Origin of the sequence: Nocardia canadensis (genome assembly GCF_032656385.1) — a bacterium.
Taxonomy (GTDB): Bacteria; Actinomycetota; Actinomycetes; order Mycobacteriales; family Mycobacteriaceae; genus Nocardia; species Nocardia canadensis.
The window spans coordinates 318,241-334,419 of the sequence record NZ_JAVCWB010000001.1; the positions used below are offsets into that span (position 1 = coordinate 318,241).

At 69.9% G+C, this 16,179-nt stretch carries 11 protein-coding genes; 8 read left to right on the top strand and 3 right to left on the bottom strand.

The features are described 5' to 3' along the window. Positions 1–50 precede the first annotated feature (50 nt). From Q7X29_RS01450 to Q7X29_RS01485, 8 genes are all read left to right on the top strand, one after another. Positions 51–506, top strand: coding sequence for an NUDIX hydrolase (locus Q7X29_RS01450; protein ID WP_255588811.1), 456 nt, complete (start codon positions 51–53; stop codon positions 504–506). Beyond that, positions 503–2,932: a DUF6049 family protein gene (locus Q7X29_RS01455; RefSeq protein WP_316573086.1), complete on the top strand. Its 2,430-nt coding sequence runs from the start codon at positions 503–505 to the stop codon at positions 2,930–2,932. The genes Q7X29_RS01450 and Q7X29_RS01455 overlap by 4 nt, the downstream gene beginning before the upstream one ends. 1,656 nt (positions 2,933–4,588) lie before the next feature. Beyond that, positions 4,589–8,416: a murein biosynthesis integral membrane protein MurJ gene (locus Q7X29_RS01460; protein WP_316573237.1), complete on the top strand. Its 3,828-nt coding sequence runs from the start codon at positions 4,589–4,591 to the stop codon at positions 8,414–8,416. 329 nt (positions 8,417–8,745) lie between these two features. Beyond that, a complete protein-coding gene (gene sigM / locus Q7X29_RS01465; RefSeq protein WP_218722284.1) occupies positions 8,746–9,303 on the top strand; it encodes an RNA polymerase sigma factor SigM in 558 nt (185 codons plus the stop codon). A gap of 96 nt (positions 9,304–9,399) precedes the next feature. Beyond that, a complete protein-coding gene (locus tag Q7X29_RS01470; RefSeq protein ID WP_316573087.1) occupies positions 9,400–10,245 on the top strand; it encodes a hypothetical protein in 846 nt (281 codons plus the stop codon). Between the two features lie 96 nt (positions 10,246–10,341). Then, complete coding sequence (gene trxB, locus Q7X29_RS01475; protein ID WP_218722263.1) at positions 10,342–11,328, top strand: thioredoxin-disulfide reductase; 987 nt, start codon at positions 10,342–10,344, stop codon at positions 11,326–11,328. A gap of 41 nt (positions 11,329–11,369) precedes the next feature. Next, a complete protein-coding gene (gene trxA / locus Q7X29_RS01480; RefSeq protein ID WP_019050115.1) occupies positions 11,370–11,702 on the top strand; it encodes a thioredoxin in 333 nt (110 codons plus the stop codon). 130 nt (positions 11,703–11,832) lie between these two features. Then, positions 11,833–13,026: an N-acetylmuramoyl-L-alanine amidase gene (locus tag Q7X29_RS01485; RefSeq protein WP_218722264.1), complete on the top strand. Its 1,194-nt coding sequence runs from the start codon at positions 11,833–11,835 to the stop codon at positions 13,024–13,026. Between the two features lie 63 nt (positions 13,027–13,089). Here the strand turns inward: Q7X29_RS01485 and Q7X29_RS01490 are convergent, their stop codons facing one another. The 3 genes from Q7X29_RS01490 to Q7X29_RS01500 all read right to left on the bottom strand — a co-directional run bounded on the left by Q7X29_RS01490 (position 13,090) and on the right by Q7X29_RS01500 (position 15,926). Then, positions 13,090–13,815: a GNAT family N-acetyltransferase gene (locus Q7X29_RS01490; RefSeq protein ID WP_218722285.1), complete on the bottom strand. Its 726-nt coding sequence runs from the start codon at positions 13,813–13,815 to the stop codon at positions 13,090–13,092. 106 nt (positions 13,816–13,921) lie between these two features. Further along, positions 13,922–14,950, bottom strand: a complete 1,029-nt coding sequence (locus tag Q7X29_RS01495; protein WP_218722265.1) for a ParB/RepB/Spo0J family partition protein — start codon at positions 14,948–14,950, stop codon at positions 13,922–13,924. A 34-nt stretch (positions 14,951–14,984) separates the two neighbouring features. Beyond that, complete coding sequence (locus tag Q7X29_RS01500; RefSeq protein WP_255588799.1) at positions 14,985–15,926, bottom strand: ParA family protein; 942 nt, start codon at positions 15,924–15,926, stop codon at positions 14,985–14,987. Positions 15,927–16,179: the final 253 nt, after the last annotated feature.

A 16,179-nucleotide genomic window follows, 5' to 3' on the forward strand; every position in this document is an offset into this window, starting at 1 on the left:
GCCGCCAGCCGCGGCGGCGCGGTTCGGCGAGCAATGCCGGCAAGCCGCGGATGCGCACGGTCCGCGAGACCTCCGCGGGCGGCCTGGTCGTCGACGGTCTCGACGGTCCACGTGAGCACCGCTCCGCCGCGCTGATCGGGCGCACCGATCGCCGGGGCAGGCTGCTGTGGTCGCTGCCCAAAGGGCATATCGAAGCCGGCGAGACCTCCGAGCAGACCGCCATCCGCGAGGTCGCCGAGGAAACCGGGATCAACGGTGAAGTCGTCGCCGAACTGGGCAGTATCGATTACTGGTTCGTGACCGAGGGCAGGCGGGTACACAAGACCGTGCACCATTTCCTGCTGCGCTCGCTCGGCGGTGAACTGTCCGACGCCGACGTGGAAGTCACCCAGGTTGCGTGGGTTCCGTTGAGCGAGTTGGATTCCCGATTGGCCTACGCCGACGAACGGCGGCTGGCCGAAGTGGCGAATCGAATGATCGACCGGATGGAGACCGGCAAGCGATGACGGGTGGACTGTTCCGGCTGATCACGGCGGTCCTGACCATCTTGGGTTCGGTGACGCTTCTGCCTTCGGTCGCGCACGCGCAGCCGAACGGGTCGGGCGCGAGCACACCGAAGTTCCTTAAGCTGACGCTGGACGCCGTCGCGCCGGGCACGGTCACGACGAGCAGCGACCCGATGCTGACGGTGTCGGGCACGGTCACCAATATCGGCGACCGGGTCGTCGACGACGTGAGCGTGCGGATCCAGCGGGCCGCGCCGGTGCAGTCCCCGAGCGGACTGCGCAGTTCGCTGCGGCTCGATCAAGTGAACTACGAGGTCACCGGGCCGTTCCAGGATGTGGCGGAACGACTGAGTCCCGGTCAGCGCAAGCAGTTCTCGGTGCGCATCGCGTTGCGCGCCGGGGGCGAGGGCGCCTCGCTGGGGCTGACCGACCCCGGGGTGTATCCGCTGCTGCTCAATGTCAACGGCGAACCCGCCTACGGCACCCAGGCCCGGCTCGACGACGCCCGCTTCCTGCTGCCGGTGCTCGGTTTGCCCGGCGCCGGTGGCGACGCGACCAGCGCGGCGAGTGAGCCGGTGCCCGCGCCCGCGGACGCGACGCCGGTGGCCACCACGCTGATCTGGCCGCTGGCCGACCGGCCGCGCATGGTCGCGGGCAAACCGGGCTCGGTCAACGGGCAGCCGGAACTGCTCGACGACGAGCTGGCCGTCTCCGTCGGCAAGGGCGGGCGGCTCGAGCAACTGGTCGCCGCGCTGGAATCGGTCGCGCCGGGTCCCGGCCGCGAGCGCGGCGTGGCGAGTTCGGTGTGCATCGCCATCGACCCCGACCTGGTCTCCACCGTGCAGACGATGACGCGCGGCTACCGCGTGCTGGCCAGCCCGTCCGACCCCAGCGGCGCGACCAGGGAGGGGACCGGGGCGGCGAGCGCGCAGGCCTGGCTCGACCGGCTGCGTGCCCTGGCCGGGTCCATGTGCACCGTCGCCCTGCCATTCGCGCAGGTCGACGTGTCGGCGCTGGCCGCGGTGAACGACCCCGGCCTGTCCGCGCGCGCGCTGACCGCGCCCGCCGACGTGGTCGACGCGATCCTGGGCACCCGTTCGCTGCGCGGGGTCAGCCTGCCCGACTCCGGCAGCATCGACGACCCGGCCGGGCAGCTGCTGCGCGACCACGGCTACGGGACGACGGTGCTGGCGAGCACGGCGGTCTCGACCGACGGCGCGAGCAGCGATACCGAGAACGCGCTGACCTCGGCGCCGGTGACGTTGGAGCCGGGCGTCGTCGTGGGTGGGGAGCAGGCGGCGCCGGATGTCGTCCGGGTGCCGACCGTGAGCGTCGAACCGCCCGCGGGCGCGCCGGCGGGCACCGACCCCGCGCTGCGCGTGACCACCTTCGACATCTGGTCGGCGACCGCGCTCGCCGCCGTCGGCTCGAACCCGCCGACGCCGTCGTTCACCCCGTCGAAAGTGCGCTTCGACGTCACCAACGACTCGCGCGCCGCGCGGTTGCAGGACGCGCTCGGCGCGATCGCCTGGTCCGCGCTCAACCCGTCGCCGGAGCGGCCGCGCTCGCAGCTGCTGATGCCACCGCAGCAGTGGGGCGCCAATCGGGAAGAGGGCATCGCGCTGCTCAAGCAGGTCGAATTGCTGACCCGCAACAACCTCGCCAGCCCGCGCGGATTCGCCGAACTCGTCGCCCAGGCGCCCGATCCGCGCCCGTACGCGCTGGAATACCTGCCGCGTGCGGCCCAGGACGCGGCGCCGGAGCGGTTCGTGCCACCGGTCCGCGACCAGGGCGCCCGGATCACCGAACTGATGCGCGCGCTGGTCGAGCTGCCGGAATCGGAACTCACCCCGCACGCCTTCCTGACCCCGGCCCGCGAAGACCTGCTGCGCGCGCTCAGCCTGTCCGACCGCAGGGCCGACGACGACACGCTCGCCGATCTGCACGCCCAGCGCCGCATCGATCAGGTCACCAAGGAACTCGACACCATGTTCTCGTCGGTGTCGGTGTTGCCGCCGGGTGGGGTGTACACGCTGGCCTCCGAGCAGAGCCCGCTGCTGCTGGTCGCCCGCAACGAACTGCCGGTCGCCATCCGGGTGCAATTCCGGATCGAGGCGCCCGCCGAGACGAACATCACCGATATCGGCGAACAGCTGCTTCCGCCCTCCGGTACCAGGTCGTTCCAGATTCCGACCGAGGTGAGCGACAGCCGTAAGCTGGTGATTCCGATTTCCCTTACCACGCCGGACGGCGTAGCGCTAGGGGAGCCGACCTCGGTCTCGGTCCGCTCGAACGCCTACGGACAGGCCTTGGCCATAATTACGGCATGTGCCGGAATATTGCTGTTGCTGTTGGCCGGGCGCCGGCTCCTGCGCCGGTTCCGTGGGCAGCCCGACCCCGCCGACGAGGGGTTCGAACGGCAGTGAACGCCCACGCCTGAGACGCGGGCGGGGGACCATGGCAGACAAGGACGACAGTGGCACGGGTGAGCGAAACGCTCATCGGACCGGCGGGATTCGCGGGTTGCGCCGGGTACAGGAGGCATGATGGGCGACGATGATTCCGCTCATCGGCACGACCACGACGATCGCCGCGACGGACCGGCACGCCCGGCCCCGGTCGCGCCGTGGGAGCGTGGCATGACCGGCGGGGAGCACGAGGGGAACATCGCCGCGCCGCGTCCGGGGGCGCCGGAGGGTCGGTCGTATCAGCCCGTCGATCCCGGTGTCGACCAGCCGGGTGGGCCACGTCCGCCGATGCCGGGTCAGCCCGGCTATCGCCCCGCCGACCAGCCGCCGCCCGGGTATCGGCCCGACAATCGTGCGCCGGATCCGTCGCGCGCGGCGTACGGCGAGCGGCCCGACGGTCCGCAGCATCCTGGTGTTCCGCGCGTGCAGTTGCCGGGGCAGCCCGGCGAGATCGCGCCGCGGCCCGGGACCGCAGGTCGTCCGGGGGTTCCGCCGCAGCGGCCCGGTCAGCCGCCCTATCCGGCTGCCGGTCAGTCGGGGGAGTTCCCGCTGCAACCACGACCGGGCCAACCGGCACGTGGTCAGTCCGGTGACCCGCTGCGGCCGGGTCAGCCGCCACGTCCCGTGGTCGGTCCCGGTGGTCAGTCGGGGGAGATTCCCCGGCAGCCGCGACCGGATCAGCCGCCGCGCGGGCGCTCGGGGGACTTCCCGCCGGAGCAACGTCCTGGCCAACCAGGACCTCGCGGCGACGAGCTCCGTCCGCAACGCCCCGGACCGAGTTCCGGCGAGTTCCCACAGCAGCGGCCGGGCCAGCCGCCGCGTCCCGTGGCCGGTCCCGGTGGTCAGTCGGGTGAATTTCCCCGGCAGCAGCGGCCGGGTCAGCCGCCGCGCGGGCGCTCGGGAGACTTCCCGCCTGCGCATCCCGGTGCCGACGAATTCCCGGGACAGCGCCTGCTGCCCGGCTCGGGTGGTTTCCCGCCGGAGCAGCGGCCGGGCCACCCCGGACCCGGTGCGCGCGCCGACGAGCTCCGTCCACAACGCCCCGGACCGAGTTCCGGAGAGTTCCCACAGCAGCGGCCGGGCCAGCCGCCGCGTCCCGTGGCCGGTCCCGGTGGCCAGTCGGGTGAGATTCCCCGGCAGCAGCGGCCGGGCCACGCGCCGCGTCCGGCGTCCGGCGCCGAGGAGTTCCCCTCGCAGCACCCCGGTAACCGTGCGGGTGACTTCCCGGCCGAGCAGCGTCCGGGCGCGCGCCCCGACGACGGCCGTCGGCCGCGGCAGCCCGGGCGGACGCCCGCCTCGGGTGAGTTCCCGCAGCAGCGGCCCGCGCCGCCGCACGGGTCGGCGTCCGGTGCGATTCCGCGCCAGGCGCGTCCCGATCTGGACGCGGGTGTCCGTCCGCAGCGTCCCCGGGAAGGTTCGGTGCCGCCGCCCGGTCCGGGTGCGGGGGAATTCTCCCGGAATCCGGGTGGCCCGCGCGGTCCGCAGTCCGGCGCCATCCCGCGGCAGGGTCGCCCCGACCAGCCCTTCGGCGATCAGCCCGGCGCGTCGGGCGACGCCCCGAGTCGTCGACCGGAGGGCCGTCGCAACGCGCCCCAGCGCCCGTCCTATCCGGGGATGCCCGGCACGCCGGTCGGCGCGCAGGCCGAACCCGCGACCCGCCGGACGACGGGCGGTCGCCGCGCGGCCGCCGTCGACGACCCGGCCGCCGCCAAGACCCAGAAGATCGCCCGCCCCGAGCGGGTGACCGCCGAAAAGCCGGCGACCCCGCAGAGCGCCAACGCGAAACTGCTCAAGGACTCCGGCTCGATCGCGATCGCGACGCTGGTCAGCCGCGTCACCGGCTTCGCCAAGCAGCTGCTGCTGCTCACGGTGCTCGGTCCGGCCATCGCCAGTGCGTTCATCTCGGCGAACCTGATCCCGAACATGGTGGCCGAGCTGGTACTCGGCGCCGTGCTGACCGCCATCGTCGTGCCGACCCTGGTACGCGCCGAACACGAGGACGCCGACAACGGCGCCGCGTTCGTCCGCAGACTGGTGACCGCCGCCTTCGCGGTGCTGTTCGCCGCGACCGTGCTGACGCTGGCCGCGACACCGATCCTGGCCAGCCATGTGCTGGTGGCCTCCGACGGCAAGGTCGACACCCACCTCACCACCGCGCTGACCTACCTGCTGGCGCCGGCGATCCTCTTCTACGGCATGTCGGCCCTGTTCACCGCGATCCTCAACACGAGGCAGGCGTTCAAGCCGGGCGCGTGGGCGCCGGTGCTCAACAACGTCGTCGTGCTGGCGGTCCTGGCCGTCTACGCGCTGACACCCGGCGAGATCACCCTCGATCCGGTGCGGATGAGCGACCCGAAACTGCTGGTCCTCGGCGTCGGCATCACTCTGGGTGTGGCCACCCAGGCACTGAGCCTGCTGCCCGCGATCCGCAGGCACGGCATCAATCTGCGCCCGCTGTGGGGCGTCGACGCGCGCCTCAAGCAGTTCGGCAGGATGGGCGCCGCGATCATCCTGTACGTGCTGATCAGCCAGATCGGCCTGGTCGTCGCGAACAACATCGCGTCCTCGGCCGACGAGGCCGGTCCCGCGATCTTCGCCAACGCGTGGGCGCTGCTGCAGCTGCCCTACGGCGTGCTCGGTGTCACCCTGCTCACCGCGATCATGCCGAGGCTGAGCCGCAACGCCGCCGACGACGACACCCCCGCCGTGGTCGACGACCTGTCCGTGGCCACCCGCCTGACGATGATCGCGCTGATCCCCGTGGTCACCTTCCTGACCCTCGCGGGTCCGGAGATCGGCCAGGCGCTCTACGGCTACGCCCGCTTCTCCGGCGACGCCGAACGCCTCGGCAGCGCGGTGAGCTGGTCGGCGTTCTCGCTGATCCCGTACTCCCTGGTGCTGATCCACCTGCGCGTGTTCTATGCCCGCGAGCAGGCCTGGACGCCGACCTGGATCATCCTCGGCATCACCACGATCAAGATCCTGTTCTCGGCACTGGCCCCGGTGCTGGCCCGCGACAGCGACGACGTGGTGATCATCCTCGGCGTCGCCACCGGCCTCGGGTTCACCGCGGGCGCGGTGATCGGCGGCCTGCTGCTGCACCGCAGCCTCGGTGACCTGCGGATGGCCAATGTCGGCCGCACGGTGACGCGCGTACTGCTCGCGTCCGTGGCCGGCGGCGCGGTGATGCTCATCGTCGACACGGTGACCGGGCTCGACCGGGTCTCCGGCGGCGCGGGTTCGCTGTTGCGCGTGGTCATCGACTCGGTGGTGATGTTCTCGGTCGCCTTCGGTCTCATGCGTCTGGCAGGCATCCCCGAGGTCGTGGCGATCACCGTCGCCGTGTCGCGCAAGCTGGGTATCACTCCGCCCGCGCCGGACCTCGGCCTGGACGAGACCCCCGCCGAGGACATCTACGCGACCACGATCCTGCGCAGGCCCGACACCTACGCGTTCCCGTCGTATGGGCCGTCGATGGACACCCAGACGATGGTCCTACCGGTGATCCGGCCCGGCGCTGTTGACATCACCGGTCAGGCACAGTTCCCGTACGCTGTTCGGCATACCGACATGGGTGGCGATGACGCCAGCACGCGGAAGATTCCGCGAGATCAGGCCGAAGGAGGACCGAGGGTGAGCGATGACGCGGTGGGCGGCGTCCCGGCCGCTGATTCTGCGGCGCGCGCAGCAGGAGGAATGTCCACCGATGTCGATCCTGCCGCGTCCGGCGCGACAGGATCCGAGCAGGCCGACACGCCCGACGAGGCCGAATCGCCGCATAACAGCTCGGCAGAGGACCAGGGACCGGCGGACGACGCGCGCGCGATGCCGCCGCACGATCCGACGCACGACACCGGCATGCTGCCGATCCCGCCGCAGGTCCCGCCTGCCGCGGCGAACCGTGCCCAGCGTGGCCCCAAGCTGATCCCCGGCGCGTCCGTGGCGGGTGGCAGGTATCGCCTGCTGGCCGGGCACGGCGGTGCTCGCGGCCTGAAGTTCTGGCAGGCACTCGACATCAAGCTCGACCGCGAGGTGGCGCTGACCTTCGTCGACGCCGACCAGAAGTCGGGCGAGAACTCCGGGCACGACGGCCCCCAGGCGATTCTGTCGCGCACCCTGCGCCTGGGCCGGATCAATTCGCCCGGCCTGGCAAGGGTCCTGGACGTGGTCCGCGGCAGCTCCGGCGGCATCGTCGTCGCCGAGTGGACGCCCGGTCGCTCGCTGCGCGAGATGGCCGAGACCGTCCCCTCGCCGATCGGCGCCGCCAGGGCCATCCGGGCCCTCGCCTCGGCGGCCGAACTGGCCCACCGCGGCGGCGGCTCGCTGTCGATCGATCATCCCGACCGGATCCGGATCAGTGCCTCCGGTGACGCCGTGCTGGCGTTCCCCGGCACCCTCGGCGATTCCGACGCCCAGAGCGACGTGCGTGGTCTCGGCGCCATGCTCTACGCCCTGATCACCGCGCGCTGGCCCATCCGGGTCGGCGGTGTCACCGGGACCGCGGCCACCATCGGCGGCCTGCGCCTGGCCGATTTCGGCCCCGACGGCACCCCCGTCGAGCCGCGGCAGATCCGGCCGGAGGTCCCGTTCGAGATCTCGGCCGTCGCGGTTCGCTCGCTGGAGTCGAACAAGGGCGTGCGGACGGCCGCGACGGTGCAGCACGTGCTCGAGCAAGCCTCGGTCGTCGACCAGAAGACCGATTTCATCCCGGTCCTGCGGCTGGGTCAGCGCGCGGTCGCGGGCGGACCGGATTCGCTCGCCGATCCGGAATTGCTCGCCGCCGAGCGGGAACGCTCGCAGCGGATGATGTGGATCATGGTCGGCCTCGGCGTCCTCGCGGCGCTGGTCGTCGGCATTCTCATCTGGTGGATGGTCAGCATCTTCGCGCCCGGCGCCTCGGACAAACCGCTGGACGAGCAGATCAACATCGGGCTCACCTCGAGTGTCGCGCCGCCGAGCGCGGCGCCACCGGCCGGGCAGACCCCGGCCGCGCCGCCGACCAGTGTGCCGGTGCCGGTCACCGGTGCCGCGGTGTTCTCTCCGGAGGGCACCCCGGACGGTGCGGCGGGCGCGGGCGCGGTGCTCGACCAGAACCCGGCGACGGTGTGGCGCACCGACCAGTATTTCCAGCAGTTCCCCGCCCTCAAGAAGGGCGTGGGGCTGCTGGCCACGCTGCCGACGCCGGCGAAGCTGACCAATGTCTCGATCGCCTCGCCCAGCGCGGGCAGCACCGTCGAGATCCGCACCTCGCCGACCGAGACGCCCACGCTCGACCAGACCCAGTTGATCGGCTCGGCCAAGCTCGTCGACGGCGTCACCGACATCGCCGTGCAGACCGACCAGGCCGCTCGTTTCGTGCTCGTATGGATCACCGGACTCGCGAATTCGGGCGGTCAATTCCAGACCGCCATCGCCGACGTCCGCTTCGACGCCGCGCCCTAGCTCCGCGTCGACCCATCTCCCACCGCTATCAACGCAGGTGGCCGCCACATTCCGCGCCGAGATCGGACGTTCATCGAACTGCGGTCCGGTTGGTGCGCAATTGTTATCGACGATATGATCGGGCCGCGCTCTCGGCAGAGAGTTACCCAGGATTTGTCGACGTCGATCCTGGACGCCGCAGTAGTCAGGTGATGGATCGGCCTCGTTCGCCGACGTGAAGTCGCCGTAATGAGCGCTGTCCAAGGGGTCAGGTGTCGCCGGAAGTCAACGAGCAGGTCCGCGGGGGGAGAACGCGGCAGGTCGCCGCATACCGCGACCGCTCGTTCGTGCTGGAGAACGGCAGCGACAAGGAACTGCTGGCCGCCCACGTCCGTGGCGTGCCGCATGCCTTCGCCGAACTGCTGCGCAGGCACAAGGACCATCTGTGGCAGACCGCGCTGCGCACCTCCTACAGCCGCGAGGACGCCGCCGATTCCCTGCAGGACGCGCTGCTGTCCGCGCATCGCACCGCGGGCTCGTTCCGGGCCGAGGCCGAGGTCCGCAGCTGGCTGCACGCCATCGTCGTCAACGCGTGTCTGGACCGGATTCGCCGCAACAAGACCCGGCGGGCGATCTCGATCACACCCGACACGATGCCCGAGGCGGTCGAGCCGCGCGACGAGTTCGCCGAGTACGAACTGTCGACCGTCGTCGGCGAGGCGCTGTTCACGCTGCCGGAGGACCAGCGGCTCGCGCTGGTCATGGTCGAGATGGAAGGCCGTAGCGTGGCCGAAACCGCCGCCGCGCTCGGCGTGGCGGAGGGCACTATCAAGAGCCGTTGCTCCCGAGCGCGCGTACGTTTGCAAGAACGTTTGGAATTTTTCCGGGATCCGGGGAACCGGACCTAGCCCGGATGCGTCATTAACAGTGACGAACAAGTCAGCGATGTAAATCCTGCGATCCGATATCGACAGAACAGGGGAGGTGCGAGGGTGTCTCGATCCGTGCCGCAGCCTCCGTTCCCGTCGGAGCTGCTGGCCGATCTGCACGGCGACAACCTCGCGGCCGAACTGCGCGAGCAACTGCTGCCACAGGTCAGCGCCGACCCAGACGCGCTGCACTACCTCAGCCGGCTCGACGAGGTGAACGTCCACCTCCGCGCCCTGGCCACCGACGAGCGGGTCATGCATCCCATGCCCGACGACGTCGCAGACCGCATGTTCCGTTTCGTCGCCGATCTGGACCTCGAGGCAGACGACGGTCCCACCGAGCGCCTGACGACCATGCCGCAAGCCCAGCCGGACGGCCCCACCGTCCGGCTGACGGCCCTGCCGCACACTCAGCCGGACGGCCCCACCGACCGCCTGTCGACGATGGCCGTCCCGCCGCCGCCACCGCGTCCGCCCGTCGACGCGCCGGTCTCGCTGGCGCAGTACCGATCCCGCCGCCGAAGGGGCTGGCTGGCCGCGGCCGCCGCCTCCGTCGCCGTGCTCGCCGGCGCGGGTGCCGTCGTCACCACGCTCGACACCACCGACGGCACCCCGACCGCGGCGCCGTTCACCGAACCGGACACCCCCGGCGACGAGCTCACCACCGCCGCCGCGCTCAGCGCCCTCGGCAAGCGCGAAGTGAACGGCCCGCTGGCCGACGAAGCGGCGCTGGCCCGCTGTGTGCAGGCCAACGGCGTCGATCGCACGGTGCTGGGTGCGTCGAGTATCACCTTCCGCGGCACCGACGCGGTCCTCGTGCTCGTCATCGGACCCAAGCCGCCGACCATCACCGCGCTGGTCGTGGGCGCGGGCTGCACCACGGGCGCGCCCGAACAGCTCGCGCTACGCGACATCGGTTGACACAGCGCTTCGAGGGAAGCGCCGTCAGCCCGGGAACAACACCGTTTAGGCTGTTGTTGACCGACACGTCCCCAGCTTGTCTTTCGGAAGGGCCCCATGAGCACGCCAGTTCGCGACCTGATCATCGTCGGCTCAGGACCCGCCGGTTACACGGCAGCCGTCTACGCCGCCCGCGCGGAACTGCAGCCGCTGGTCTTCGAAGGCACCCAGTTCGGCGGCGCCCTGATGACCACCACCGAGGTGGAGAACTTCCCCGGCTTCCGCGAGGGCATCATGGGCCCCGACCTGATGGAGCAGATGCGCGAGCAGGCCAAGCGTTTCGGCGCCGACCTGCGCACCGAGGACGTCGACGCGATCGACCTGTCCGGCCCCATCAAGAAGGTCACCGTCGGTGACGAGACCTTCGAGGCCTACGCCATCGTGCTGGCCATGGGCTCGGCCGCGCGCTACCTGAACGTGCCGGGTGAGCAGGAACTGCTCGGCCGCGGCGTGAGCGCCTGCGCCACCTGCGACGGCTTCTTCTTCAAGGGCCAGGACATCGTGGTGGTCGGCGGCGGCGACTCGGCCATGGAGGAAGCGACCTTCCTCACCAAGTTCGCGGCCAGCGTCACCGTCGTGCACCGTCGCGAGGAGTTCCGCGCCTCGCGGATCATGCTCGAGCGCGCCAAGGCCAACGAGAAGATCAAGTTCCGGCTCAACGCCGAAGTGGTGAAGGTCAACGGCGAGACGAGCGTCACCAGCCTCACCCTGCGCGACACCCGCACCGGTGAGGAGTCCGAGCTCGCCGCGACCGGTCTGTTCGTCGCCATCGGCCACGACCCGCGCAGCGAACTGGTCAAGGGCCAGGTCGCGCTCGACGGCGAAGGCTATGTGCAGGTGACCGATCCGGGCACCGCCACCGACGTGGCCGGCGTGTTCGCCGCGGGCGACCTGGTCGACCACACCTACCGCCAGGCGATCACCGCCGCCGGCACCGGTTGCCGCGCGGCCATCGACGCCGAGCGCTGGCTCGCCGAACAGGGTGACATCACCGCCAACACCCTCGAAAACGCCGACGGCTCGGCAGCGGTGTCCACCAACTGATTTCGAGCACGTCGAGTTCCACCCCAGCAAGGAGTACAGCCATGGCCGAGAGCGCCAACACCATCACCGTCACCGACCAGTCGTTCGCCGATGACGTCCTGCTCAGCGAGAAGCCGGTGCTGGTCGACTTCTGGGCCGACTGGTGCGGTCCGTGCAAGATGGTCGCCCCCGTGCTGGAGGAGATCGCGGGCACCCACGCCGACAAGCTGACGATCGCCAAGCTCGACACCGAGGCCAACCCCGGCGCGGCCCGCGATTACCAGATCCTGTCCCTGCCGACGATGATCCTGTTCCAGGGCGGCAAGCCCGTGAAGCAGATCGTCGGCGCCAAGGGCAAGGCGGCACTGCTGCGCGAACTCGACGGTCTCATCTGACCAGCGGTCTGATAAAGCACCTCCTACCGGCCGACGCGCCGTAGGATGCCTGGACCCGGGATTGCCGTAATACGGCCCGGGTCTGAGACAATCGAGGCGACGCTCCGGCCGAAGGAAAGGGCTCTCACGCATGCACCGACTTCGTCACGGCGATTCAGGACCAGCCGTAGCAGAGGTTCGGAGCACCCTCGCAAGCCTGGGCTTCCTGCATCCCCAGCACGGCGATTACTGGAAGGACACCGACGCGGAGTTCGACCGTCCGCTCGACTCGGCGGTCCGCGCGTTCCAGCAGCAACGCGGTCTGCTCGTCGACGGCGTGGTCGGTCCGGCCACGTACCGCGCGCTGAAGGAAGCCTCCTACCGCCTGGGTGCCCGCACACTGATCTACCAGCTGTCCGCGCCGCTCTACGGTGACGATGTCGCGACCCTGCAGCGCAAGCTGCAGGACCTCGGCTTCTACGTGCACCGGGTCGACGGCTATTTCGGCCCGCACACCCACGACGGTCTCAGCGCCTTCCAGCGCGAGATCGGCCTGTCCGCCGACGGCATCTGCGGCCCCGACACCTTGCGTTCGCTGGATCTGCTCGGCGCGCGCGTCACCGGCGGCAACCCGCATCGCATCGCCGAGGAAGAGGTGGTGCACCGGGCGGGCCCGCAGCTCACCGGCAAGCGCATCGTCATCGATCCCGGGTTCGGCGGCGCCGACAAGGGATTCGCGGTGCCCACCGAGTTCGGTGACGTCTACGAGTCGGAGATCCTGTGGGATCTGGCCTCGCGGCTGGAGGGCCGGATGGCCGCCACCGGCATGGAGACGTTCCTGTCCCGCCCGTGGGGCGCCAACCCCACCGACGTGGAACGCGCCGAGACGTCCAACGCCTTCGACGCCGACCTGATGATCTCGCTGCGCTGCGCCACCAGTGACAATCCGTCGGCGAAGGGCGTGGCCGGCTTCTACTTCGGCAACTCGCACGGCTCGGTGTCGATGATCGGCCAGGTGCTGGCCGGCTTCATCCAGCGCGAGGTCGTCGCCCGCACCTCGGTGCAGGACTGCCGCACGCACCAGCGCACCTGGGACCTGCTGCGGCTCACCAAGATGCCGACCGTGCAGGTGGACCTCGGCTACCTCACCAACGAGTACGACGCCTCGGTGCTCACCAACCCGCGCATGCGGGACGTGATCGCCGAAGCCATCCTCATCTCGGTCAAGCGGCTGTACCTGCTCGGCCAGGACGACCAGCCCACCGGCACCTACACCTTCGCCGAGCTGCTCGCCGAGGAGCTGGCCGCCGCCGACGCGGGCCACGTCCCCGCTCCGCGCGTCTGATAGCAGCCCCGAAACGGCCAACGGCCCTGCGGTTCTCCGCAGGGCCGTTGTCGTCTGTCCGGTTCAGTGCACGCCGACGCGGGTCGGCGGCACCATCGACGCCGCCGCCAGGAGCTGGTCGAGGGCGCGCTCCACGTCTTCCTTCCAGCCGTGGTCGGAGTCGAGCTCGAGCCGCAGCCGGGGGAAGCGGTGATGCGGGGCCACCACTTCGAAACCGACGTCGGCCAGGAAATCGGCGTCGATCATGCAGGTTTCGGGGGTGCAATGAGTCGCCGCCGCCGGATCGCGCAGCGGGGCCGCGATCCGCTCCATCAGTCGCATGGACGAACCGAGACCGCGGTCGGCCAGCGAGCTCGTCGACGGGCTGTTGCGAATGCCGAACGCCTCGATCGCACGCACACCACGACGCACCAGATCGGCCACCACGCCCTGAATCAGCCGATGGGCTACATCGGCCTCCTCGTAGGGGAATTCGGCCTGCAGCGTGGTCAGCAGGACCGCGTCCGGGCTCACGGGGGAGGTGGGGAACAGGGTCGACCGGGGGACCGCGCTCGGCGGTGAGTACAGCGCGCAGCCTGCGATGTTGTTGTCCACATGCGCCAGCTGACCGCACGAGCCCCACTCGAGCATCACGGTCGAGAGCCAGGCTTCCTTCTCGAAGACCGGATCGCTGAAAGCGTGTGAGTCGGCAGCGACGGCTGGATCGAGCTCCCAGAACACACACCGCCGGGTGTGCGCCGGGAGCTGATCGAGTCGATCGAGGGTCAATGCCGTGACGCTGGTCGACACCGCTCTGCTCAGCCTCCAGCTGTCCGATTCATCCACGCTCACGCCACATCACTATCCACAGTAATGCCGCCTCTTTCAATTATGTAGAAAGACTGGGAGTGCCCCGTCACAGTGACGTTTCGGGGCCGGATTGCTCCATCAGCGCCACAATGCGCTCGAGGTCTTCGACGGAACCGAACTCGACAACGATCTTGCCTTTACGCTTTCCGAGGCTGACCGTGACCCGGGTGTCGTAGGAGCCCGACAGCCGTTCGGCCACTTCTTGCAGACCCGGCATGTGGATCGGCTTACGCTTCGGCGCCGGGGGAGCGACCTCCGAGGGATTGCGGTTCGCCAGCGTCACCGCTTCCTCGGTGGCCCGGACCGACAGTCCCTCGGCGACGATCCGCGCCGCCAACACTTCCTGTGCGTCGGCTCCGGCATCCAAGCCGAGCAGCGCCCTGGCGTGTCCGGCCGAGAGCACCCCGGCGGCCACCCGACGCTGCACGGGGATCGGCAGCTTCAGCAATCGGATCATATTCGTCACCACCGGTCGCGAACGACCGATTCGCGAGGCCAATTCCTCGTGGGTGACATCGAATTCCTCGAGCAGCTGCTGATACGCGGCCGCCTCTTCGAGTGGGTTCAGCTGCACGCGGTGGATGTTCTCCAGCAGTGCGTCGCGCAGCATCGAGCCGTCGGCGGTGTCGCGGATGATCGCCGGAATCGTCGTCAGTCCGGCTTCCTGGCATGCGCGCCACCGGCGCTCGCCCATGACCAACTGGAACTTGTCGACACCCGGTTCGACCCGCCGCACCACGATCGGCTGCATCAGGCCGAACTCGCGGATCGAGTGCACCAGCTCCGCCAGCGCCTCCTCCTCGAAGACCTGCCGCGGCTGCTTCGGGTTCGGCTCGATCTGCTCGGCAGGCACCTCGCGGTAGACCGCGCCGCCGGGGGAGACGAGGTCTTCCTCCGGTTCGGGCTCGGCATCCGGGACGCGATGCAGGAACGCCTCGGCCGGCTGCGGGCCGATCGGGTTGATCCCGATGACGCTCGCCGCGGCACTGCTGAGGCCCGGCGCCGTCGCTGCCGGACCCGTCGGGATCAGTGCGGCCAACCCGCGCCCGAGACCGCCCTTTTTCGCCTGACTCATCGGCTACCGATCCCTTCCTCGTTCCAACACACCACTACGACGCGTCCTGGCGGAGCTGGGCGCGGGCGGCGAGCTCACGCCCCGCGTCCAGGTAGCTCATCGCACCGCGGGAGCCTGGATCATAATCGAGCACGGTCATCCCGTAGCCCGGCGCCTCCGAGACCTTCACGCTGCGCGGAATCATCGACTTGAGGACGACGTCGCCGAAGTGGTTGCGCACTTCCTCGGCCACCTGATCGGCCAGTTTGGTGCGGCCGTCGTACATCGTCAGCAGCACGGTGGAGACGTGGAGCTCGGGGTTGAGGTGCGCTTGCACCAACCCGATATTGCGGAGCAGCTGACCGACGCCCTCCAGCGCGTAGTACTCGCACTGGATCGGGATCAGCACCTCCTTGGCCGCTACGAGCGCGTTGACCGTGAGCAGGCCGAGTGACGGCGGGCAGTCGATGAGGACGTAGTCGATGTCGTACCCGGCCATCGCCGCTTCGTGGATCGCGGCCTTCAGCCGCCCCTCCCGGGCAACCATCGAGACGAGCTCGATCTCGGCGCCGGCGAGGTCGATCGTGGCGGGCACGCACAGCAGTCGCTCGCTGTGCGGACTCTGCTGAATCGCGTCCTTGACGGTCACCTCACCGATCAGCAGTTCGTAGCTGGACGGCACCCCGGAGTGATGCGCGACGCCCAGCGCCGTGCTCGCGTTGCCCTGCGGATCGAGATCGACGACAAGAACCGTCATGCCCTGGTGCGCTAGCGCCGCAGCGAGATTGACCGTCGTCGTGGTTTTACCCACGCCGCCCTTCTGGTTGGCGATGGTGATGATCCGTTGCTCGCGGGGTTTCGGCACAGTGACCTTTCCTGGATGCAGAATCTGGCTGGCGCGTTGCGCTTCCGCCGCGATCGGGGTCTCGGCCGGGGAGATGTGCCCGAAAGGAGTGTTCCCGAACGTCTCCGCGTCGAAGTTGCTGGAATCCAGCATCCCCGGGACCCGCGACGCTGTTTCCCGTGAAACATTCGCCGGACCGCTCGACATAGACAGCTCCTAACCCGAGAAACTTCAGATCACGTTCTCCCGACCGAGCGTCGGCGCCGTGTCATCACAAACAAGATCGGCGGCGTCCGGCCACTGCCACGGTGGCTCCCGGCGCGCACGCCCGACTCTGAACAGCTTGCCAGCACTACGACCGATAGGAAAGCTGAATCGCGGCACGCCGAGAAGGACACACCCAAGT